Here is a 22,073-nt window from a genome sequence, read left to right on the forward strand (position 1 = left end):
TCCCTCCCCCCCTGTGGGGGAGGGCGATTGCATATGAGTAGATTGGCAGTTGCTCTGTCATCGGCGATCGACTCTGACCACGTCTTCCCCCTGGGAGGGACTGGTCATGGTCGAGGATCTTCTGCTCATCCTGCGCGCGGTTCGGGACCCGCGCGACTACACCGCCCGTCACGACTTGGGCGAACTGCTGTTCCTGGCGCTGTGCGGGCTGATGTGCGGGGAGAAGACCTGCGTCGACATCGCCGACTTTGCCGCAGCCCACGCGGCCGAGTTCGGCGAGGTTCTGCCGCTGCGCCACGGGACGCCCAGCCACGATACGGTTTCTCGGGTGCTGCGCCTGCTCGATCGGCGCGCCCTGGAGGGCGCCCTGAGTGCCTGCCTGTCGGCCCTGGGTCGGCATCTGCGCGCCGGGCGGGTGCTGGCGGTGGACGGCAAGACGCTGCGGCGCGCCTACGAGGCCGGCCAAAGCCACAGGCCGCCGGTGATGGTGAGCGTGTTCGACAGCTTCACCCGCCTGTCGATCGCCCAGGGCCGGGCGGAGGCCGGCGGCGAGGCCGAGATGGCCCGCCGCCTGCTTGCCAGCCTCACGGCCAAGGGCTGCACGGTCACGGCCGACGCGCTGCACTGCCGGCCCGACACCGCCGCGGTGATCCGCACGGCCGGCGCCGACTACGTGCTCGGCCTGAAGACGAACCAGCCCAAGCTGTACGCCCTCGCCCAGGCCAGCTTCGCCCGGGCGAGGACCGGGCCGGGCTACGCCGACCAGGACGAGGGTCATGGCCGGCTGGTGCGGCGTGCGGCCCGCGTCGTGGCGGCGCCGGCCGAGGCTCGGGCGCTGCTGCCGGGGCTGGCCGCGTTCGGGCAGATCGTCAGCCTGCGCCAGACCGCCGATGGCCGGAGCGAGGAGCACACGCGCCTGTTCGCGCTGTCGCGCCGGCTGGCGCCGAGCCGACTGGCCCTGCTGGTGCGGGCGCATTGGGGCATCGAGAACCACCTGCACTGGCCGCTCGACGTGATCTTCCACGAGGACGACGCCCGATCGCGCAAGAACAACGCTCCGGACAACCTCGCTTTGCTGCGGCGGCTGGCCCGCAACATCTGGGAAGCACATCCCTCCGACCTGCCGATCCGCAAGAAAATAAAGCAGGCTTCTTGGAGCAAAGACTTCCTCTTCAATGCCTTTGCTCATGTGCAATAGCCCTCCCCCCCAGAGGGGGGAGGGAGAGACGCGGAGCCGGAGGCCCATCTTCTCCAACGCAAATATCTGAATCGAAAAACATCAGGATGAGGCTGCGGGTCGTAGACCGCCCCCGTCATCCCCCTGTCGCGCCGACCTGCCATGGGCGCCCCACCATTTGGAGGGGTTCCAATGTCCGCGAGTCGCCGTCAGATCCTGCTCTCCGGAGGCGCGGGCCTCGTCGGGCTGGCCTCCGGCCTCACCCGCCCCAGCTTGAGCCGCGCCGCCGACCGGCCGCTCCTGACCCACGGGCTCCAATCGGGCGATGTCGGCACCGACTCGGCGGTGGTCTGGGCGCGGTCCGACCGGCCCGCCCGGGCGATCATCGAATGGGCCACCACCGAGAGCTTTTCCAACATCCAGGGCGTCTTCGCCGACGCACTCCCGGAGACCGACGGCACCGTCAAGGTGGCGCTGACCGGCCTGCCGGCGGGCCAGGACATTTTTTATCGCGTCCGCCTCCAGGATAGCGCCGCGCCGACCATCGTCGGTCCGGCTCAGGTGGGGCGGTTCCGCACCGCGCCGGCGGATCGGCGCTCGGTGTCGTTCTGCTGGTCGGGCGACACGGCCGGCCAGGGCTGGGGCATCGACGAGGCCCGCGGCGGCATGACGATCTATTCCGCCATCCTGAAGAACCGGCCGGACTTCTTCATCCATTCCGGCGACACGATCTACGCCGACGGGCCGATCCAGTCCGAGGTGAAGCTCCCCGACGGCAGCCTCTGGCGGAACCGGGTGACCGAGGCGGTCTCCAAGCCCGCCGAAACCCTCGAAGAATTCCGCGGCCGGCACAAGTACAACCTCACCGACCGGAACGTGCTGGCGATGAACGCCGCCGTGCCGATCCTGGCGCAGTGGGACGACCACGAGGTCACCAACAACTGGTGGCCGGGCGAGCCGCTGACCCGCGCCGAGCACCTGAAGAAGAAATACGCCGACCCGAACGTCCTGGCCCTTCAGCTGCGCGCCGCGAAGGCGTTCCACGAATACATGCCGATGCGCTTCGAGCCGTCCGAGCCCGGCCGCGTCTACCGCAAGATCGGCTACGGCCCGCTGGTCGACGTGTTCATGCTCGACATGCGCTCCTACCGGGGGCCGAACGGCGAGAACACGCAGGCCGCGTACGGGCCGGATTCCTATTTCCTGGGGCCGCAGCAGATCGCGTGGCTGAAGCGGGCGCTGCTGGACTCCCGCGCGACCTGGAAGGTGATCGCCGCCGACATGCCGCTCGGCCTCGTGGTGACGTACGACGTCGATCGGAACTTCGGCTCGGAGGCGGTGGCGCAGGGCGACGGGCCGCCCCTCGGGCGCGAGCTGGAGATCGCCGACCTGCTGCGCTTCATCAAGAATGCGGGGATCCGCAACACGGTGTGGCTCACGGCCGACGTGCACTACACGGCCGCCCACTACTACGATCCCAACAAGGCGCAGTTTCAGGATTTCGAGCCGTTCTGGGAGTTCGTGTCCGGGCCGCTGCACGCCGGCACCTTCGGGCCGAACACGCTGGACAACACGTTCGGGCCGCAGTTGCGCTTCGTGAAGGCGCCCGAGAAGGGGCAGGTGAACCTGTCACCGGCCGCCGGCTACCAGTTCTTCGGCCATGTCGCGGTCGACGGCCGGACCGAGCAGATGACGGTGACGCTCAAGGACGCGGCCGACACGGATCTCTGGCACGTGACGCTCGATCCCGTGAAGGCGTGAAGGGACGCTTTTCCCCTCCCCCTTGCGGGGAGGAGAGAGCATCTCGGCGCACGAAGCGTGAATCCGCTTGGCCAAAGGAAGGGAGAGTCGGCCCTCCTACGCCATCGTGATGTAATCCCGCAGGGCCTGATGCTCGGCCTCCACGGTGGCGATCTTGCGCGCCACCACGTCGCCGATCGAGACCAGCCCGATCAGGCGCCCGTCCTCGCAGACTGGGACGTGGCGGAAGCGTCCGTCGGTCATCAGCGTCATGACCTCCTCGATCGTCGCGCTCCGACCGCAGGTCGTGACGTCTGCCGTCATGTGGGCCGAGACCGGCGCGTCGAAGGCCGAGCCGCCGTGCCGGGCCAGCGCCCGCATGATGTCCCGCTCGGAGATGATGCCGGCCACCGATCCGTCGGCATGGGCGACCACCAGGGCGCCGATGCGCCGGTCGGCGAGGATCTGGATGACCTCCTCGAGGGTCTTGTCCGGGCTCACGGTGACGACGGAGCTGCCCTTCTCGGCCAGGATGCGTGCGACGGTCATGGCTCTCTCCCTTGTGACGCGTCCGGTGCGCCGTCAGCCCGCGGCGCCTGGATTACGCTGTCGGCCGGGTTGGCCCCGGCTCCTTCACAATGCGGCGAGTGTGTGGCCGTTTCGCCCCGTTGGCAAGGTGCTCAGGCCTTCACCGCCTCCCGCGGATCCAGGAACGGGAACATCAGGAAGCCCACGATGAACCCGCCGAGATGCGCGTCCCACGCGATGGCGGCGCTCTGGCCCACGAACGGCACGCTGATGAGGCCGAACAGCAGGTTGGTCACGAGCCAGATCGCCAGGAACGACACCGCCGTCCGGTTGCGCAGGAGTTCGGGAATGGTCTCCACCGGCCGGCGCGGCGGCAATTGCCAGGGCGGGCCGGCGTAGCCCGAGACCGGCGGCTGGAACACGAACCGGGCGGCGGCGGCCATCAGGGCCGAGATTCCCGCCGAGGCGCCCACCAGCGGCCCCGCGCTCAGGGGATCGACCAGCACGTGCAGCAGGCCCCCGGCCGCGGTGCCCGCGAGCGCGATCACCCCGTAGCGCCAGGCGCCGCAGCGGCGGGCGACCGGCGAGCCGAAGGCGGCGAGCCAGACGCTGTTGAAGATCACGTGCATCCACGATCCGTGGAGCAGCGCGTAGGTCGCCAGCGTCCAGGGCTGGACCGCGTGCTCGCCCGCGATGTAGCGCGCGAAGGCCTCGCGCGCCGCCTGGAGGCCCGGATCGCCCGAATCACCGGCCGCGCGGATCACCTCCGCGGCCTGACCGGGATCGAACCACAGGGTCCAGCGGGCCGGCACCAGCGCGAGATCGAGGACGAGGCTGATGTCCCAGGTGTCCGGCAGAAGGAATTCGCGCACCGCCTGGATCGCCAGCAGAAGCCCGATCGAGAGCGTGACGATCCCCGGCATGTTGAACACCGGGACGCGGCTCTGCCGCGGGAATTCGGGGGAGGCATCCATCGCGGCACCATGTCGGGGCTCGGGGCGGGTGGGCAAGCCCCGGCGACGTATCGAATCCGGAGAACGAGGACCGGCCCACCGCCCGAGGTGACGCCGAGTTTACCTGTAGAGACGGGCGCAGATCTGATCGTTCCCCACGCGGCGGTTCCGACTGCGTTTGCCCGCCGGCCCGCGATGCCGCGCATTGCGATTGTCTCCCCGGCGCCGAAGCGGTACCGCCGGCACGGCGCGTGCGCCGGGACGCCGTGAGCGCCCGGAACGGCCGGCTACAGCCTCGCGGATGTACCAGAACGATCCAGGGATGAACCACAGGCGTTTAGAGTCGGGACACCGATGAAGCATCCCACCAGCCGTATGCTCCACGCCTACTGGGAGCGCCTGCGCGGCGAGCGCGCCGCGCCGGAGCGGGGCGAGATCGAGCCCGGGGAGATCCGCCACCTTCTGGCCGACAGCCTGATCCTGGAACTCGACATGGCGGCCTGCACGGCCACCATCCGGCTCGCGGGGACGCGGGTCTGCGCCCTGTACGGCCGGGAATTGAAGGGGCACCCCTTCTCTGTCCTGTGGGGGGCCCAGGGGGCCGACCCCTGGCGAATCGTCGAGATCGTCGCCAGCGACACCCTCGGCGTCGTGGCGGGCCTGCACGGCACCAACGCGGCCGGCGAGGCGGCCGCCCTCGAACTCCTGCTCCTGCCCCTGCGCCATCGCGGCCGCACGCAGGTCCGCGCCCTCGGCGCCCTCAGCCTCGACGGAACGCCCCCCTGGATCGGCCTGCGCCCGCTCGTGACGGCGGAGACCACCTCGCTGCGCATCCTGCCGAGCCGCCGGCCGGACACCCTGCCGCCGCCGCGCCCGGCCGTCCGGTCGAGTGCCGGCTACCCGGTGCCGGTGCGCCGCGGCCACCTCCTCGTCCATGCCGGCGGACGGGGCGTCTGAGGCGCCCACCGAGACTCTTCAAGTCTGGTCACCCGACGCGCGTTAATAGAAGAGGACCACAACGCCGGGAGGAAAAAAGGGTTTCGTAACGGTCCCGGTCTAGTCTCCGACTCTGCTGATCGCGGAGGAGGATCAATCCCGGGATGATCGCGGTCGACCTCACCGCCGAGATGGAGCCGCGGGCTGTGCCCGGCCCGGTGCGGAGCGCCTCGGACGAGCGCCGGCACCAGCGCGTGCGGGTCTCGGTGCTCGGCCGCTACATGCTGGCGGACCGGCGCGAATATCCCTGCCAGACCGTGGACATGTCGCCGGGGGGCGTCCGCCTGACCTGCGCGGTCCTGGGCGAGGTCGGCGAGCGGGTGGTTCTCTATCTGGAGCATATCGGCCGGATCGAGGGACGGATCGCCCGCCGCTGCAGCGACGGGTTCGCGGTCCAGCTCAATGCCACCCCGCGCAAGCGCGACAAGCTCGCCTCCCAGCTGACGTGGCTCGCCAACCGGGAGATGCTCGGCCTGCCGGAGGGGCGCTCGCACGAACGCCTCGTGCCGACGCAACCCGGGGTCACCCTGCGCATCGACGGCCATCAGGAGATCCAGGCGCGGCTCATCGACATCTCCCTCTCGGGCGCCGCGATCGCCTGCCCGATGACGCTGCCGCTCGGAATCGCCGTGACCGTGGGCAGCACGCCGGGGCGGCTGGTGCGCTACTTCGAGGGCGGGTTCGGCGTGCAGTTCCTGCTGCCGCTCTCCGCCGACCGCTTCCACGCCGGGATGACGCTGTAGGCGGCGCCACTGCCGGACTTCGCTCCAGGTCTTGAGGACAAGATCCTCGGGGCCTGCCCCGAGACCCCGCCAAAGGGATGATCCCTTTGGAATTTCCCGATTCAGATCTTCTTGGCGAGCTGCGCCGCGGTTTCGGCGGCGGGCCGGGAGAGGTCCAGGGCGCCGAGGAAGCGGTTCTGCGCGTCCATCACGTACACGATGGCGGTGTGCTCCATCGTGTAGTCGCCGTCCTTGGCCGGGACCTTGCGGGCATAGGCGCGATACGCCTTCTCGGCGGCCGTGACCTGCTCGGGCGTGCCGGTCAGCCCGGTGATCCGCGGGTCGAAGCTCGACAGATACGCCTTCAGGCTCGCCGGGTCGTCGCGCTCGGGATCGACCGTGACGAAGGCTACCCGCATGTGTTCGGCCCTGGGCCCGAGGGCGGCCAGCACGTCCGAGACCTGCTGCAGCGTCGTGGGGCAGACATCCGGGCAATGGGTGAATCCGAAGAACACGAGGTGCGTCGCCCCCGCGAAGTCGCGCTCGGTGACGGTGCGGCCGTCCTGATCGACCAGCGTGAACGGGCCGCCGACGCCGGGCACGCCCACCGGCGCCTTCTCGGGCATGAAGGCGAACACCGCCGCCCCCGTGATGCCGACGAGGCCGAGGCAGAAGGCGAGGAGCGGGATGAGGGCGCGGCGCATCGTGTCGGACTCCGACCTCAGGACGGAGGCTGGCACAGCACGGAACCGCGCGCGGAGGCAAGCGGGCCGGGTGTCGCCGGCCCGGGCGCCGCGCCCGTCAGGGCTGCCGTCAGGGCTTCTTGTTGGCCGGCTCGCCCGCGGGACTTGCGGGGGCGGCCCCCTTCGGCGGCTCCTTGCCGAGGTAGATATATTCGGGCGCGGCGCGGAGCTGATCCTTGGTGGTGTCGATCCGGGCCTGGAGCGTCTTGTCGTCGGTCCGGCTGAGCGTGAGCACGGACGGGTCGACCGCGACATATTTCGAGCCGAGCCCCAGGAAGCCGCCGACCCCGATCACCCAGGACTTCACGGTGTTCTTCTCGTCGAGGACGATGTCGGCGATCTGCCCGATCGTCTCGTTGGCGCCGTTCACGACGCTCGTGCCGATGAGCCTGCTGGCGACCCGGTCGTCGGGATTCTGGGCCACGAATGTCGGCCGCAGGTTGTCGGCCATGGTGGCGGGCTGCCCCGGGACCGGGGCCGCGGCGCTGCCGGAATTCGGGCCGGCATTCTGGGCCGAGGCGGTGGCGAGGCCGGCCAGCAGGAGGGCCGAGGCGAGGAGCGGTTTGCGCATCGGATCAGGTCTTTCGAAGAAGGCCGCGGACGCGGGTGGCGCCGCCATAAGGCTCTGGCGGAGCTTAAGTTCCGCACGATCTGCCGGGCGTCGCCGAACGCGTGGCGGTTTGCCGGCTGAGCATCAGCGCGGCGGCCCTTTGACGGCGCAGCGGCCGGCCCTCACAAGGGGCCGGCCATGCTCCGCCTCGCCCTCTACCAGCCCGACATCCCCCAGAACACCGGCACGATGCTGCGCATGGCGGCCTGCCTCGGCCTTGCCGTCGAGATCGTGGAGCCCGCGGGCTTCGACGTTTCGGACCGGCACCTGCGCCGCTCGGGCCTCGACTATCTCGACCACGTGGCGATCACCCGGCACCGCTCCTTCGCGGCCTTCGAGGCGTGGCGGGCCGAGGCCGGGATCCGGCTTGTGCTCGCCACCACGGCCGGCGCCCTGCCCCACACGGATTTCGCCTTCCGCCTGGACGATTGCCTGATGGTCGGGCGCGAATCCGCCGGCGTTCCGGAGGCGGTGCACGCGGCGGCGGATGCCCGGGTGGTGGTGCCGATCCGACCCGGTTTACGCTCCCTCAACGTGGCGGTGGCAGCCGCGATGATCACCGGCGAGGCGCTGCGGCAGGTGGCGGGGTCGGCGCGGCTGGACGTTTAGGACCGGCGTTCGGCGAAAGGGTCACGACACGGGCGACATGCGTCGGGGGACGGCGACAGCGCGCCTCCGCAGGATGCTCAAAAGCGGACATCGATATTGCGATTCGCGCACCGCGGACCGCGATGATTAAATCATTCCATGAATACATGGCCCGCCCGATACCGTACATTTACATAGGCTAAAGCAGTTTCAAATTACTGGCGCAATACGTCTCGAAACATAATTTTAACACGCGCATGCTAATCTACGCTGGTCGTGCGACCCGTGTGTGTGATCATGCAATTCAACTTCTCCGTGCGTTCCCGCTTAATCACGTCACTCCTGGTCCTATTGGCCCTGACGCTCGGCCTCGGCGGCTTCTGTTACGCGCGGCTGAACGCCTTGAGCGTGTCCGTCGACGAACTCGGCGGCAATGCCCTCCCGTCGACCCGGATCATCAGCCGTCTGGCCACGAATTTCGAAGCCCTGCGCAGCCGGCAGCTCGCCTATCTCCTCTCCAGCGAGGAGCGGAGACCCCAGTCCCTCCCGCGCCTGCGGGCGAGCATGAGCGACATCGAGGCGGATCTGAAGGAATACGTGCCCTACGTCAGCGATGGCGAGGAGGCCCTCTGGAAGGCCATCACGGCGACGGTCCCCGCCTATTCGCAGATGGGCGAGGAATTCCTGCGCCGGATCCAAGCGGGCGAGACCAAGGCGGCGACCGATTACCTGCTGGACGGGATGCTCCCGGCCCTCAACGCGGCCCGGGCGGCGCTGAAGGCCGATATCGCCTTCAACGATGCGCACGGCAAGCAGAGCGTCACCACCGCCACCGCGCTGGGCGAGAGCGCCCGCACCGGCATCGCCGTGGTGCTCGCCGTCGTCGTCGCGCTCACGCTGGCGATCAGCTGGATGTCGGTCTCCACGATCTCGGTTCCGGTCCGCCGCATGGCGGGCGTCATGAAGCGGGTGGCCGGGGGTGAGACGGGTCTCGTGGTGCCGAATGCCGGCGAACGCAGCGAGATCGGCGAGATGGCCGCCGCCGTTCAGGTGTTCCAAGACAACCTTGTCCGCACCCGCAAGCTCGAGGAGGAGACTGCCCTGGCCCGCGCCTCGGCGGAGGAGCAGCGCAAGCGCGCCGTGCGGGAGATGGCCGACGGATTCGAGGCGGCGGTCGGCGATGTGATCGGCATGGTGTCGTCCTCGGCGACCGAGTTGCAGGCGACGGCGCAGCAGATGACGTCGACGGCCAGCCAGACCGCCAGCCAGTCCACGGCCGTGGCTGCGGCCGCCGAGGAGGCCGCCTCCAACGTCAACACCGTCGCGGCGGCGGCGGAGGAGCTGGGCTCGTCCGTGCAGGAGATCGGCCGTCAGGTCGACGGTTCCGCGGAGCTCGCCCGGCACGCCGTCGCGGAGGCCGATCAGGCCGGCGCACTGGTTCAGGAATTGAGCGCCGCCGTCGCGCGGATCGGCGACGTGGCGGGCCTGATCTCGACCATCGCGGGGCAGACGAACCTCCTGGCGCTCAACGCGACGATCGAGGCCGCGCGGGCCGGGGCGGCCGGCAAGGGCTTCGCCGTCGTCGCCTCCGAAGTGAAGGCGCTCGCCGAACAGACCGCCAAGGCGACGAACGAGATCTCCGGGCAGATCCTCCAGATCCAGGCTTCGACCGGGCGGGCCGTCGCCTCGATCGGCGGGATCACGGGGCGCATCCGCGAGATCAGCGCGACGGCGACCTCGATCGCGGCGGCGGTCGAGCAGCAGGGGGCGGCCACGCAGGAGATCGTGCGCAACGTCGCCCAGGCGGCGACCGGCACGAGCGCGGTAACGGGCAACATCGCCGGCGTGGCCGGGGCCGCCGAGGAAACAGGGGCGGCAGCGAGCGAGGTGCTCGGCGCAGCCTCCGAGCTGTCGCGCCAATCCGAGCATCTCACGGCGGAGATCGCGCGTTTTCTGGCCACGGTTCGCGCCGCCTGACCGCCATGCGGCGCCAAGTCGGGGGTGGTTCTGCCGCGCCCGCGGCGTCCGCCCGCGCGCAAGGGCGGGACCGGGGCAACGGATCCCGTCCCGCAAGCTTGGTACGGCGGGGGCTCATCCCCGCCTCGTGAGACGCGCCGCATGGACGACACCGCCTACAGGCCCTCCCGGCGCCATGCCGAGCTCGGACCGGCCTTCTTCGATCCCGTGACCCCGGCGCGATTCCCGCGGACGATCCTGCGCTACCGCAATCAGGCCTGGGCGGAGCGCGTCGGCCTGGGCGGGCTCACGGAAGCCGCGTGGATCGCCCATTTCGGCCGGTTCGAGCCCCTGCCCGGCAGCTTCGAGACCCCGCTGGCGCTACGCTACCACGGCCACCAGTTCCGCTCGTACAACCCCGAACTGGGCGACGGCCGCGGCTTCCTGTTCGCGCAGCTCCGCGATCTGAAGGACGGGCGCCTTCTCGATCTCGGCACCAAGGGCAGCGGCACCACGCCCTATTCCCGGGGCGCCGACGGGCGGCTCACCCTGAAGGGCGGCGTGCGCGAGGTGCTGGCGACCGCACTGCTGGAGGCGCAGGGCGTCTATACATCCAAGAGCTTCAGCCTGATCGAGACCGGCGAGGACCTCGTGCGCGGCGACGAGCCGTCGCCTGCCCGCTCCGCGGTGCTGGTGCGCCTGTCCCACGGGCATATCCGCATCGGCAGCTTCCAGCGCTTCCTGGCTTTGGGCGAGCCCGACAACATCGCCCGGCTCCTCGACCACACGATCGAGACCCACCGGCCGGAGCTCTGGCGCGACAGCCTGGAGGATCGCGGGGTCGCCTTCCTGGAGGACGTGGTCGTCCGCGTCGCCCGGATGGGGGCGCAATGGGCGGCCGCCGGCTTCGTCCACGGGGTGCTCAACAGCGACAACATCAACGTCACCGGCGAGAGCTTCGATTACGGACCCTGGCGCTTCCTGCCGCATTTCGACCCGGACTTCACCGCGGCCTATTTCGACGAGACCGGGCTCTACAGCTTCGGGCGCCAGCCGGAGGCCCTGTTCTGGAACCTGACCCGGCTGGCCGATTGCCTGCTGGCGCTGGCGCCCCAGGCACGCCTGGAAGCGGCCCTCTCAGGGTTCGGTCCGGCCCTGCAGGAGGGTTTTGCGCAGGCCCTGTTCCGCCGGCTCGGCCTCGCGCCGGCGCCGCGGCCCGAGACCGACCGCCTGGTCGCCGCAATCTGGCGGTTCCTCGGCGAGAGCCGGGCCCCCTTCGAGCGGTTCTTCTTCGACTGGTACGGCGGCCTCGCGAGCGCCGGGCGGGCGCAGGCCAGCCCATCCGCCGGCCATTACGCGACCGAGGCCTTCGCGCCCGTGCGGGCCGCCCTGGAGCCCGTCGCGCCCGCGCCCGGCGCGAGGCTCGACCACCCCTATTTCGCGGCGGCGCCCTGCACCCTGCTGATCGACGAGGTCGAAGGGCTGTGGGCACCGATCGCGGAGGCCGACGACTGGTCCCTGTTCGAGGCCAAGCTCGCCGATATGGCCCGGATGGCCGAGGCCTGCGGCACGGCTTCGGCCTGAGCGGCCTCCTCCTCGGCGAGCCGGCGGCGCTCCTCGGCGTAGCCCCCCGCGATGGCGAGATCGACCAGCCGCCGGGTCAGCCGGAAGGCCAGCCAGAACAGGGCGAGGCAGAGCAGCGTCGCGGCGGCGGCCTTGAGCGGGTCCACGGGGTTTCTCCGGCGGTGTCTCCTCGGGTGGAGCAGCCCTCATAGAGCCGCGGCCGGGCGGGGAGCAATTGGACTTCGCTCCGATAACGGTGTCGTGCTGCGCCGATCCTGGCGGTCGGAGCGCGGCAAACCGGGCCGCCACGGCGCGGGAACGTGCTATGGCGCCCGGGCCGGAACGCATCATCCGGCGGTTGAAGACCCTCGATCAGGCGGATTCCCTTGCGCGAGACCTTCCACATCGAAGTCCTCGGACCGGAGCCGGACGAGATCCAGACGCGGATCTCGGTACGGGTCGCCAGCCTGGAGAGCGCGCAGGAGCGGGCGCTGCGCCTGTTCGCGCGCGCCCGGGTGCCGCAGCGCGCGGGCGAGCCGGCCGCGGCCGTCCGGGTGATCGACGGGGCCGGCCGCGAGGTGTTCTATCGCACGCGATTCGACGAGGGGGATTGAGGCGGCTGCGGGCGCCCGCGACGGCGGGATTCCCCTGGCTCAGCTCCCCACCTGCTACGACCTGTCCGGCCGCATCGCCGTCATGGGACGGGACGCGGACGCAGGCGCGGCCGGCGCCGATCGCGCGCTTCGGCTGGCAAGATGCCGGCCGACGAGGCGCATGCGGGCGACCTGCTCCCGGGCACGCTCCAGGGCGCGGGCGAGCGGGAACAGGGGATCGCGCTCCGCCGCGACCAGAAGGTGGGCGATAGTCCGCCGCTCGGTCCAGAACAGCGAGCCCAGGGCGAAATCCGGCGGCGCGCAGGAATCGATCCGGTCGATCGCCCATTCACCGGACACCACCGCTTCCGTCAGGCGATGGACCAGCTGGATCCCGGGGGCGGCCTCGGGCTCCGCCTCGTCGTGGGCGATCTTCAGCACCCAGGCCTCGGAGCCGGTCACCGGGAGGATCAGGGAGGCGAGCGTCCGGCCCGCCCGGCGCAGGCGCGCGATCCGCACGCCGCCCCCCGCCCCCAGATCGGCCAGGGCGGCGCGCAGGAAGGCGACCTCGGCCGGGCGCTGGCCCAGCCCGGTGCCGGCCCGGCTCTTCCAGCCCGCCGCTTCGAGGGCGACGTGTTCGGTGAGCGCCCGGTCGAGATCGGCCGGCGCGTCGAGCAGCTCGAAGGCCACGGCACCCGCCGCCCCCAGGCGCGTGCGGGCGCGGCGCAGCCTGCGCCGCCGCTGGCCCGAGAGGTGGCCGAGATAGCCCGCCCGCGCCTCCGGCGGGCGGGCGCTCAGGTCGAGCAGGCCGCGCGCGTGCGGCCAGTAGGCGGCACGGGCGATCCCCCGCGCCGCCAGGAGATCCGGCAGGAGCCCGTCCGCGGGGGCGTTCGGCAGCAGGAGCCGCGGCGGCAGGCCGAGCGCCCGCGGGGCCGCGAGGAGGGCCGCCAGCGCCCTCGCCGGGTCGGCCCCGTCGAGGAGCGGCGCGCCGAACGGGCCGTAGCCGTGGGTCCAGCCCATCAGCAGCGGCAGCGGCAGGCCCCAGCGCCGCCGCGACACCCGGAACGGCCAGACCGCGAGGAACCGCGTTCCCGGCGCCTCGGGAGCCGAGTCGGCCACGATCAGCAGGCGCACCCCGGCGCCGAACGCGTCCCGGGCGGCGAGCGCGTAGCCCGCCCCGTAGAACGGGTTCGGGATGGCGGAGGCGGGTCCCAGCGCCCGCCAGGCCGGGATCCAGGGCGCCGCCGGATCGAGGGGCCGGATGGCCGCGACGAGGCCCTGCGGGAGCGTGGCGGTCTCCGGCACGGCGAGCCCGTCAGGCCGCGAGCCGGTGGCGGATCGCGCCGGCGAAGCCGAGGACGTTGTAGCGCCAGGCCGCCGCCCCCGCCCCGGCGGCGAGCAGCACCATGCGCAGCACCTGCCCCGGCACCATGAAGCCCCCCGGCATCAGCCCGATCCCGGCATTCACGGCGCCGCAGGCCGCCGCGATCCCCGCGATCCCGGCCATGTCGGCCAGCGGCAGCGGCATCGTCGTGCCCGCCCGCCGGGCGCCGAACACCAGCACGAGGCAGGCGGTCGTCTGCCCCCCCGCGAAGGCGAGCGCCGCCCCGGGGGCGCCGAAGGTCGGGATCAGCAGGAGCGCGAGCGCCGCCACGGTCGCGAGCGTCGCGAAGGCCGCCGCCGCCTCCAGGCCGCTGGTCCGGGTGAAGTAGATCACCTGCCCGAAATAATAGGCGCGGAACATCATCAGGATGCTCGCCAGGATCAGCACCGGGGCGAGGTGGCGCGCCTCGGCCCGGTAGTCGGGCCCGAGCAGCACCGTGACCACGAGGTCGTCGAAGCAGAGGAAGAACACGGCGCCGAAGGCCGCGATCAGCGTCATGGCGCGGGCGGCATCGCTCAGCACGCCTTCGGCCGCCGGCATGCCGCCAAGGCGCGCCTCGCGCTTGGCGAGGGAGATCAGCGACAGGGCGATCGCCTCGCCGAACACGATGAAGCTCTGCCGCAGGAAGTCGGCGAGCGCCCCGTAGGCGCCGAGGCCCGCCGGCCCCACGGTCTTGGCGATGATCAGCCGGTCGAGGCTCTGGGCCAGGGCCGCGGTGCCGAAGGAGAGCACCAGCGGCCAGCCATAGGTGAACAGGCGCAGGGCCTCGGCCCGGCTGCCGCGCCCGGGCATCATCGGCGCGATGGTGGCGGCGGCCGGCAGCGCGGCGACCGCGTTGGCGGCCGCCACCGCGAAGGCGAGGTCGAGCGGATCGCCCGAGAGGTGCAGCGCGAGGCTGCCGAGGCTGAGGATCAGGATCGCCCGGCTCATCACCGAGGCCGCCACCGCCCCGACCCGCAGGCGGGTGCGGGCGATCTCGGTGGCGCCCTCGAACAGGGTGGTGCCGCAGGCGAGCGCCAGGATGGCGGCGGCCATCCGCCCCGGGATGAGGCCGAGCCCCGCCGCCAGCGCGCTGCCGAGCCCGGCAAGCAGCAGCGTGCCCCCCAGGATGCGCACCACGGTGCCGACCTGGGCCGGCTCGCGGGCCTCGTCGTAGAGGGCGAAGAACGCGAATTTCGGCCATTGGCAGGTCGCCCCGTAGAGCACCAGCGCCCAGGACAGGACGTAGAGGTAAGTGCCGTAGCTCGCCGCCGGCGCGAGCCGGGTGAACACCGCCACCGAGGCCATGTTCAGGGCAGCCGCGAAACCGCGCGAGCCGACATAGATCAGGCTGTGCCGGGCGATCATGACCGGCACCGGGGCGAGCGGATGGGTGGAGGAGGTTTCCGCCCGATCAGCAGAAGCGCCGGACGCGCGACGCCCCCTCCCCCCGCAGAGGGGGGAGGGAGCGCACGCGTGTCTGGACCGAGCCAGACTCTGCCCCACCCAGCGCGGGACCGGGAAGCGCCCCGCCCCGCCCTGGCACGGTCCAATCCCGCGGCGGGACGTATGGCAGGGGCCTGCGGCATGACGGCCCGACCGGTGCAGCCGCCATGCCGGATCATCAGCCCGCCCGGCGGATCAGGGACGTGCCGGTCATCTCGGCCGGCTGGTCGAGGCCCATCAGGTCGAGGAGCGTCGGCGCCACGTCGGCGAGCCGGCCATCGGCCAGCGACACGCGATCGACGCCGACCAGGGTCACCGGGACCGGGTTGAGCGTGTGGGCGGTGTGGGGCTCGCCGGTCTCGGGGTCGCGCATCGTCTCGCAATTGCCGTGGTCGGCGGTGACCAGGAGCGCCCCGCCCTGCGCCATCACCGCCTCGACCACGCGGCCCAGGCAGGCATCGACGGTCTCGACCGCCTTTACGGCCGCGGCGAGGCTGCCGGTATGGCCGACCATGTCGGGATTGGCGAAGTTCAGGATGATCAGGTCGTAGCGCCCGGAGCCGATCGCCGCGACGGCGCGGTCGGTGAGTTCCGGCGCCGACATCTCCGGCTGCAGATCGTAGGTCGCGACCTTGGGCGAGGGCACGAGGATCGCGTCCTGGCCCTCGAACGGAGCCTCGCGGCCGCCGTTCATGAAGTAGGTGACGTGCGGATATTTTTCGGTTTCGGCCATGCGCAACTGCGTGCGCCCGGCCCGCGCCACGGTCTCGCCGAGACCGTTCGGCAGGTCGAGGGGGCCGAACAGCGTGTCGGCGAAGGCGTCGATCTCGACGCTGTACTGGACGATGCCCAGGGCGGCGGCGAAGCGGATCGTCCGCGGACGGGAGAACCCGGAGAAGTCCGGATCGAGGAGCGCCTCCAGGATCTGCCGGGTCCGGTCGGCGCGGAAGTTGAAGCTCAGCAGGCCGTCCCCGTCCCGCATGCCGGCATAGTCGCCGACGATGGCGGGCTTCATGAATTCGTCGGACACGTCCGCCGCGTAGGAGGCTGCCACCGCCTGCCCGGCCCCGTCGAAGCGGGTCCCCTGCGCCTCGGTCAGGGCGTCGTAGGCGATCCGGACGCGCTCCCAGCGCCGGTCCCGGTCCATCCCGAAATAGCGTCCGCACAGGGTGGCGAGGCGCGCGCCCTGCGGCAGCGCCTGCTCCACGGCGGCCACGCAGGCGGCGGCGGAGCGGGGCGGCATGTCGCGCCCGTCGGTGAAGCCGTGGAGCCGGACCGGGATGCCGGCCTCGACCAGAACGCGCGCCAGCGCCACCGCGTGGTCCTGATGGGCGTGGACGCCGCCGGGCGACAGCAGGCCCATCAGGTGGCAGGTGCCGCCCGAGGCCCGCAGCGCCGCGATGAACCGGACCAAGGCGGGGTTCGTGGCCAGCGAGCCGTCCGCGATCGCGGCGTCGATGCGGGGCAGGTCCTGCAGCACCACGCGGCCCGCGCCGATATTGAGGTGGCCGACCTCGGAATTGCCCATCTGCCCCTCCGGCAAGCCGACATCGGCGCCGAAGGTCCTGAGCCGCGCCCGGGGCCGCTCCCGCATCAGCCCGTCGAAGACCGGCGTCCGGGCCTGAAGGACGGCGTTGTCGGCGCTCTCCTCCCGGAGGCCCCAGCCGTCGAGGATCACGAGCATCACGGGACGCGGGGTACTGTCGGGCACGATTCTGATTCTCCTGGACGTCCGACGCGCGGTCGGATCCTGCGGGCCGGGCGAGGCCGCCCCCCTCGCGCGTGTCGATAGTCGGCTTGGCCGCGTGAGGCCACAGCCGCGGGGACGGATCCAGCCATGGCCCGATGAAAGCGTCCGGATTCTGACAGCGTCGATGACGCAGGGACGCGCTTTGCCGAGGCGGGTGACGGTTCGGCGCGCGGGGACCCGCCTTCAAGGGCCGCAGCCGCGCCGATGCCGTGGGCGAGACAGCCACGCCATCGAAGCCCGGGGACGGCCCGCCAGTCATTCCGACCGTCCGCCGGTGGGCAACCTGATGGAATCAGAACCCCAAGGGCAGAGTTAAGATATCTCAGGAAACACCATCAGGGTACAACTTGGCTGATTGCAACGCATCCACGCTGTGCTAGCCTGAGCGCATGTACTTGACAGGGATTGATCTGCCGTGGCGTCGACCGAGATCATAAGTTCCGAGACGAGCGTGAATCTGGCACTCGACATGGTCGGCCGCGCTTACTTGGCCCTTGCACTTCTCTACGAAATGGCCCACCCGGGCGAGTTCGACGATGTTCAGCGAAAGATCCGCTCATTCGTCGAGGACAATTTCCGCATTGCCCAGGAAACCAGCCGGAGCGGAACTCTCGCCGACGGGACCGTCGAAAGTGCGGCTCACCTTGTGAACAGCGTCCTGTCCGAGGCGGAGAACAAGATCGCCACGATGATTCGGCCCTCCCGACACGGGCGAAGCCAGATCGTGACTTGATATCGACTGCGGGCATCAGCACGTGTTGCAGTCGAGCCATAAGCCCCCGATAAATGTTCCCGCGCCTTGAAGCGCCGCAATAACAATAGCTCGGAACGTCGACAGTCTTAACAGGGCATGTTAACTGGCGCTTGGACAGCAATAAAGTTACAAGCGCGACATGAACAGCGACGATGGTGAGGGGGCCGCAGGCATTGCGGATGTCGCGCTGGAGATGCTGGTCCGGGCCTACCATGCCCTCGCGGTCTTTTACGAGTTGTCCAACCCCGGCGCCTATGCGGCGCTTCACGGCAAGATGATGCCCTACCTGCGCGACGGGTTCGCCCTTCAGGCGCAGGACCCCGTCGATTCTCACGCCGCCGAACGGGTCTCTTCCGCGTTGGAACAGGTCCGCTGCGCGCTGGACGGTATCCGGTCCGATGTCGCCGCCGTCCGGGCCTGCGCGGATGAGGGAACCGGCTAGAGCGGCCTCCGCCGAAATGGGCGCCGGTTCGTGCGGCCTTCGAACCGGCTTGCAGCCCCTCGTCCGGCTCACAGGCCCGGTGCGGCTTACGCTCCATCCTGTTCCCGGGCGCGATGCGGATTCGGTTCCGTGCGGTTACCGGAACAGCGGCAGCCCGGCGCCGATGATGACGAGGCCCAGCATGATCAGTCCGCCGCCCGCGCCCTCGAACGTCGCCTGACGGACCGGGCGCTGCGGGGCCATACCGGCGAGCGTCACACCGGAGAACAGGCAGATTGCGCTGAGAAAGGCCATGGGGTCGGAGACTCCGGCGCCCGAGGGACGCCCACGACGACATCGGGCTGCCAAGGATGTGGGCGGCCCCTTAAGAAAGACTCTTCGGATCCGCCTGCAGGCGACACGTGAGCCGATGCCCCGATGCGCGTCACTCGGTGACCGAGCGCGCGGAACGCGGGCCTGCGCGGCGTAGCCCGCCGTCACGCGGCCCCAGGGGGCGAATTAACGTTCCGTTAACCACGCCGCCTTCCTCTGCATGTGCGCCTCACCTGGATGTGCCCATGCCCGATCTCGATCTCCGTACCGCCTTCGCCCAGTTGTGCGCCGACATGTCTGCGGGGGATACGGCGGAGGCCGCCTACGAGGAGACGCTCCGGATCGCGGTTCAGCGCCTTGGCCGCCGGACCCGCGACCCGCGCGCCCATGGCGCGGCGCTGCCCCTGTCCGGCCTCGGATCGCCGGAGCCGGACTGTCCCTTCATGATCTCGATCACAGCGCTGCCCGGCGGGCGCCCGCAGCACGGCGCCCACTGACACAGGCTGCCCTCGACCGCGCGGGCTGGCGGCCCCTGTCCTGATGAACCGGGCTACAGCCTTCAGTTCAGGTTGCCGGCGACCGCGGAAAGCTTCGTGCTCAGCGAGGACCCGACGAGTTGCAGAGAGGCGATGATGGCGACCGCTATAAGAGCGGCGATCATTCCATATTCTATAGCTGTGGCACCGTCTTCTTCGATGATCAGACGAAGGATGGCGTTTTTCACTGCGCGAACTCCCATCATACCTTATCTCAAATACAGTTCCCGATCTTAAAAAACCCTGAAGACAGGCAATAACCCGCTCGTTTTACAAACAAATTGCTACAGAAAAACAAGAGAAAAATCGCGCGCGATGGAATTGATCGCATGAAGATCCGTCAAGCCGTCCTCCCCGGGACCGGTACGGTGGTCCCGGGTCGGACAGCGGGACCACGCGTTGAATGCCATGCACGGCGCGAAGGCTCGTCTCGTCGCGCCCCATGACTCCGAACCGGCCTCGCGTTCGGATGAGCGCGCTTCAGGCAGCCTCCCGCCGCGTGACGACGAGCGCCCAGATGGTCGCCGGGATCCAGCCGATGATCGTCAGGTGGAGGATGATGCAGAGGATGCCCTGAAGCACCTTCCCGCGCAGGAACATGGCAAGCCAGGGCGCCAGGAAGCAGATGATGATCATGATCATGGGTGGGACAGCTCCTTTGTCAGCGACATAGGCGCCGGCAGCACGTCCGGTAGCCCCTCCGTTTCAGGAGCCTGGGGCGGCCCGGCCGGATCTTTGAGCGACCAAACCCGGCTCGGGGATCGCGTCGAACGGGACGCGTGGACATGGCGGCACATCTCCGCCTCCCTCGGCCGCGCATGCGGTGCCCCCCCGCTCCCGCTGGAGATCACCCGACGCGCCCCGGAGCCACGGGAGGCGGTCGCGGCGGGCGCGCTGCACCCGCTCCTGACCGCGCATCTGCGCGCGTTCGGGCTCAGCGGACGGACGCCCTGTGCGCCGATGACCGCGCGCTGGCCACAGCCCGGATACGGCCGGTCTCGGTCTGCACCGGCGTTTCCCGACGATCGGCGCGCGATGGTGACCTCGTGCAGCAACCGTTCGATGAGCGGGCGCAGGCGCCCCGCCGCCGCGGGCTCGACCAGGGCATGGGCCACGAGCAGGCGACCCGCCGTGGCCCCAGCATGGAACCCGGCAGTGCCGCCGGATCCACCGAAGGCGGCACGAAGCTTCCGTCCGCGTGACGGTGGCCTCGCTGTTCGACCGGGGCGGCGTCACGGCCTCGAGAGCAGGTGGGGCCGACAGAAAGCAACGGCATTGCGCCCTTCGGCGAACGCTCACTATCACACGCCGGCAAGCTTACTTCCGTGCATCGAGAAGCCGTTTGCCGTGCAGCACGCACAGCATCGCGAGGTAGCTGCCCTGGAAGGTCGAATTGATCTCCAGCCCTCGCTTCATGACCTTGAACAGAGTTCGCGACTCGACTGCGCCCTCCAGACCCACCGCGACGGCGAGAATGAGGGCAATGACAACAACGCTGCCCCAGCCCAACCAGCGCGCCGTTATTAGTCCCATCGCTGCGGCCAAGATAAAAACCATATCCCCATCCCCCCCAGGGCGAATCATTTTGGGATGAAACTACGGATGCTGAACGCGCCTGGAAAGAGGCAATTCAGCCCGGCGCAGTTCGATGTCTCAAACCTTATGAGGTCTATTCAATAGCTTTAATTCAGAACAAGCACCGCCAAAGCGTAAGAGAATGCTGTCAAAATTAAGGTCCAAACGATAAGAGCAAGAGACCGAATGGTTAGCGGAGCTGACGCCATGGTGGAGACTGACGCTTGCCAGAGTGCGCGCAGCACTCTTCGCCGCCTGATCAGTGGCAGACTCTTCTTATCGATCATGACCGCGTCACCATTTCGGCGGGCGAGAGAATGGGGTTACCCGTGAGCCAGTTACGCTCCGCGACCCGGCTTTGCATACACTGAATGCACTAAATCGCACGTTGCACAGGACCAAAAATGCAACGGCCGAGAACAATCCCGGTTCGACTTCAACGCTCAGCGATGCGCCCGTTACATATGCTGCCGGACAGCGACAGGGCGGAGTGAAATCTTCGCAAGCCCCCCACACCGGATCAGCCCCGGACGCCACCTCCATAGCGGGCACGGGCGAACGCAGGGGCGTTCGGCAGACATGCAAGAGGGATCGACCTGTTCACCGGTCTCCGATCAGAACGGACATGCGTCGCATGGCTCGATTGCCGCCCAGGCCCGCGCAACATTTTGAATGTGCAATTATCGACAGTCTATCGGCTTGACCAAGGCTCCAAAACCCCATTATGCATACTTCAGACGGGGCAAAATCCTGTCTGAAGCCTATATTCACTGGAGATACATCGGAGCCGATCGATGCCGCTCTGTGTCTGTCAGGAGTGCGGTCGCGAAATCGACATGGGAACGACCTTATGTCTATCCTGCGGATTGATGACAGCCCGCGACGTCACGACATATATATTTGATTGGCTGGCCGTATGGGCGTCTTACGGGCTCTTGTTTTTGTTCATGGCCCTCGTGGCGAGCCAGTTCATTAGTCTTGCGCTTTGGAAGGTCTAGATTTACGGCCGCAACGCGAAGGCTTTTCCGCAGGCACTCACGAGCCGCCGGGTCCGGCTGGGGTTTGGCCGCAGGCGGAGCACCGGAAGCTAGGCGGCCACGCCCGGATGGACCGGCAGGATCGAGCTTGTCGTCCGGATCGGGCACCTCGATCTGCGTGGCCAGCGGTGTCGCCGTCGCGACGACGTTGAGCGTCAGCGACGTTGCGCATCAGCTCCGAGGCGTCGAACGAACCGCCGTCAGTCCATGTCACCGGCATGGCGCCCCCTTCCCTGCTCAGGCCAGGGAAAGCTCTTCGCGGCACGCTTCCGCGAATCCGCGAAGCACGTCCAGCCGGTCGCGGGCGGCCTGCTCGGCCGCCGCGAGCTCGTCGAGGTCGGCGTGGTGGGCCTTGGCGATCCGCTCCATCACCCGGTCGGCCTCCGTGATGACCGGCGGCGAGGCGAACAGCAGGAGCTTGCTCCGGATCGCGTAGAGCGCGACCATCTTCGACGGGTCCTCGAGCTGGTGTGTGAGCGCGTCGCCGAACAGGCGGGAGGCTTCGTCGATGAAGTCGCCATACAGGCGTTCGCGCCGCGCGAGCGTCTGCGACAGGCGCTGGGCACGGTCCTGGAAGCGCTGGGTCATCCACGTCGTGGCGAAGGACGCCAGGGCCCCGATGGCCGAGCCGGCCAGTGCGGCGAGCGCGGAGACGTATCCTGCGTTCATCGATGGGTCCTCTTCGCGTG

The 22,073-nt window shown here is 69.7% G+C and carries 23 protein-coding genes; 11 read left to right on the forward strand and 12 right to left on the reverse strand.

Features of this window, described 5'->3' with window-relative positions; all coding sequences use genetic code 11:
* Window positions 1–106 precede the first annotated feature (106 nt).
* Together FVE89_RS23510 and FVE89_RS23515 are read left to right on the forward strand one after the other, a co-directional pair.
* Window positions 107–1,198: an ISAs1 family transposase gene (locus tag FVE89_RS23510; RefSeq protein ID WP_160536693.1), complete on the forward strand. Its 1,092-nt coding sequence runs from the start codon at window positions 107–109 to the stop codon at window positions 1,196–1,198.
* 171 nt (window positions 1,199–1,369) lie between these two features.
* Window positions 1,370–2,938 (forward strand): alkaline phosphatase D family protein, encoded by a 1,569-nt coding sequence (locus FVE89_RS23515; RefSeq protein ID WP_160536694.1) that lies wholly within the window; start codon window positions 1,370–1,372, stop codon window positions 2,936–2,938.
* Window positions 2,939–3,034: 96 nt separating this feature from the next.
* On the opposite strand, the gene FVE89_RS23520 is transcribed toward FVE89_RS23515, so the two are convergent.
* Both FVE89_RS23520 and FVE89_RS23525 read right to left on the reverse strand, forming a co-directional pair.
* Window positions 3,035–3,466, reverse strand: a complete 432-nt coding sequence (locus FVE89_RS23520) for a CBS domain-containing protein (RefSeq protein ID WP_160536695.1) — start codon at window positions 3,464–3,466, stop codon at window positions 3,035–3,037.
* Window positions 3,467–3,597: 131 nt separating this feature from the next.
* A complete protein-coding gene (locus FVE89_RS23525; RefSeq protein WP_160536696.1) occupies window positions 3,598–4,419 on the reverse strand; it encodes a rhomboid family intramembrane serine protease in 822 nt (273 codons plus the stop codon).
* 333 nt (window positions 4,420–4,752) lie between these two features.
* Between FVE89_RS23525 and FVE89_RS23530 the strand changes: the two genes are divergently transcribed.
* Both FVE89_RS23530 and FVE89_RS23535 read left to right on the forward strand, forming a co-directional pair.
* Complete coding sequence (locus tag FVE89_RS23530) at window positions 4,753–5,355, forward strand: PAS domain-containing protein (protein ID WP_160536697.1); 603 nt, start codon at window positions 4,753–4,755, stop codon at window positions 5,353–5,355.
* A gap of 170 nt (window positions 5,356–5,525) precedes the next feature.
* Window positions 5,526–6,137, forward strand: coding sequence for a PilZ domain-containing protein (locus tag FVE89_RS23535; protein ID WP_246731156.1), 612 nt, complete (start codon window positions 5,526–5,528; stop codon window positions 6,135–6,137).
* A 101-nt stretch (window positions 6,138–6,238) separates the two neighbouring features.
* Here the strand turns inward: FVE89_RS23535 and FVE89_RS23540 are convergent, their stop codons facing one another.
* Window positions 6,239–6,820 (reverse strand): SCO family protein, encoded by a 582-nt coding sequence (locus tag FVE89_RS23540; RefSeq protein WP_160536699.1) that lies wholly within the window; start codon window positions 6,818–6,820, stop codon window positions 6,239–6,241.
* A gap of 109 nt (window positions 6,821–6,929) precedes the next feature.
* Window positions 6,930–7,430 carry a PRC-barrel domain-containing protein gene (locus FVE89_RS23545; protein ID WP_160536700.1) on the reverse strand — a complete coding sequence of 167 codons (501 nt, stop codon included), beginning with the start codon at window positions 7,428–7,430 and terminating at the stop codon, window positions 6,930–6,932.
* A 177-nt stretch (window positions 7,431–7,607) separates the two neighbouring features.
* Here FVE89_RS23545 and FVE89_RS23550 point away from each other — a divergent pair, with 177 nt between their 5' ends.
* From FVE89_RS23550 to FVE89_RS23565, 4 genes are all read left to right on the forward strand, one after another.
* Window positions 7,608–8,078, forward strand: coding sequence for a tRNA (cytidine(34)-2'-O)-methyltransferase (locus FVE89_RS23550; RefSeq protein ID WP_160536701.1), 471 nt, complete (start codon window positions 7,608–7,610; stop codon window positions 8,076–8,078).
* Between the two features lie 276 nt (window positions 8,079–8,354).
* Window positions 8,355–10,034, forward strand: coding sequence for a methyl-accepting chemotaxis protein (locus FVE89_RS23555; RefSeq protein WP_160536702.1), 1,680 nt, complete (start codon window positions 8,355–8,357; stop codon window positions 10,032–10,034).
* Window positions 10,035–10,175: 141 nt separating this feature from the next.
* A complete protein-coding gene (locus FVE89_RS23560; protein ID WP_160536703.1) occupies window positions 10,176–11,597 on the forward strand; it encodes a protein adenylyltransferase SelO in 1,422 nt (473 codons plus the stop codon).
* Between the two features lie 365 nt (window positions 11,598–11,962).
* Complete coding sequence (locus FVE89_RS23565; RefSeq protein ID WP_160536704.1) at window positions 11,963–12,190, forward strand: hypothetical protein; 228 nt, start codon at window positions 11,963–11,965, stop codon at window positions 12,188–12,190.
* Window positions 12,191–12,244: 54 nt separating this feature from the next.
* Here the strand turns inward: FVE89_RS23565 and FVE89_RS23570 are convergent, their stop codons facing one another.
* The 3 genes from FVE89_RS23570 to gpmI form a co-directional block, all read right to left on the reverse strand.
* On the reverse strand, window positions 12,245–13,474 hold the full coding sequence (locus FVE89_RS23570) for a GNAT family N-acetyltransferase (RefSeq protein ID WP_160536705.1): 1,230 nt from the start codon (window positions 13,472–13,474) through the stop codon (window positions 12,245–12,247).
* A 10-nt stretch (window positions 13,475–13,484) separates the two neighbouring features.
* Window positions 13,485–14,900 carry an oligosaccharide flippase family protein gene (locus FVE89_RS23575; RefSeq protein WP_160536706.1) on the reverse strand — a complete coding sequence of 472 codons (1,416 nt, stop codon included), beginning with the start codon at window positions 14,898–14,900 and terminating at the stop codon, window positions 13,485–13,487.
* Window positions 14,901–15,156: 256 nt separating this feature from the next.
* On the reverse strand, window positions 15,157–16,662 hold the full coding sequence (gene gpmI, locus FVE89_RS23580) for a 2,3-bisphosphoglycerate-independent phosphoglycerate mutase (protein WP_161392730.1): 1,506 nt from the start codon (window positions 16,660–16,662) through the stop codon (window positions 15,157–15,159).
* A gap of 517 nt (window positions 16,663–17,179) precedes the next feature.
* Here gpmI and FVE89_RS23585 point away from each other — a divergent pair.
* Complete coding sequence (locus FVE89_RS23585) at window positions 17,180–17,461, forward strand: hypothetical protein (protein ID WP_342389760.1); 282 nt, start codon at window positions 17,180–17,182, stop codon at window positions 17,459–17,461.
* A 160-nt stretch (window positions 17,462–17,621) separates the two neighbouring features.
* Window positions 17,622–17,924, forward strand: coding sequence for a hypothetical protein (locus tag FVE89_RS23590; RefSeq protein ID WP_160536707.1), 303 nt, complete (start codon window positions 17,622–17,624; stop codon window positions 17,922–17,924).
* Between the two features lie 135 nt (window positions 17,925–18,059).
* Here FVE89_RS23590 and FVE89_RS30660 read toward each other — a convergent pair whose 3' ends face one another.
* A complete protein-coding gene (locus FVE89_RS30660) occupies window positions 18,060–18,218 on the reverse strand; it encodes a hypothetical protein (RefSeq protein ID WP_202131034.1) in 159 nt (52 codons plus the stop codon).
* Between the two features lie 263 nt (window positions 18,219–18,481).
* On the opposite strand from FVE89_RS30660, the gene FVE89_RS23595 reads away from it, so the two are divergent.
* Window positions 18,482–18,733, forward strand: a complete 252-nt coding sequence (locus tag FVE89_RS23595) for a hypothetical protein (protein WP_160536708.1) — start codon at window positions 18,482–18,484, stop codon at window positions 18,731–18,733.
* A gap of 62 nt (window positions 18,734–18,795) precedes the next feature.
* On the opposite strand, the gene FVE89_RS23600 is transcribed toward FVE89_RS23595, so the two are convergent.
* The 4 genes from FVE89_RS23600 to FVE89_RS23615 form a co-directional block, all read right to left on the reverse strand.
* Window positions 18,796–18,960, reverse strand: coding sequence for a Flp family type IVb pilin (locus FVE89_RS23600; protein ID WP_342389759.1), 165 nt, complete (start codon window positions 18,958–18,960; stop codon window positions 18,796–18,798).
* A 292-nt stretch (window positions 18,961–19,252) separates the two neighbouring features.
* Complete coding sequence (locus tag FVE89_RS23605) at window positions 19,253–19,414, reverse strand: YqaE/Pmp3 family membrane protein (RefSeq protein WP_160536709.1); 162 nt, start codon at window positions 19,412–19,414, stop codon at window positions 19,253–19,255.
* Window positions 19,415–20,089: 675 nt separating this feature from the next.
* Window positions 20,090–20,317: a hypothetical protein gene (locus FVE89_RS23610; protein WP_160536710.1), complete on the reverse strand. Its 228-nt coding sequence runs from the start codon at window positions 20,315–20,317 to the stop codon at window positions 20,090–20,092.
* A 1,304-nt stretch (window positions 20,318–21,621) separates the two neighbouring features.
* The gene (locus FVE89_RS23615) at window positions 21,622–22,053 is read right to left on the reverse strand and encodes a hypothetical protein (RefSeq protein WP_160536711.1); all 432 of its coding nucleotides are present in this window, start codon (window positions 22,051–22,053) and stop codon (window positions 21,622–21,624) included.
* Window positions 22,054–22,073: the final 20 nt, after the last annotated feature.

Origin of the sequence: Methylobacterium sp. 2A, from assembly GCF_009806555.1 — a bacterium.
GTDB lineage: Bacteria > Pseudomonadota > Alphaproteobacteria > Rhizobiales > Beijerinckiaceae > Methylobacterium.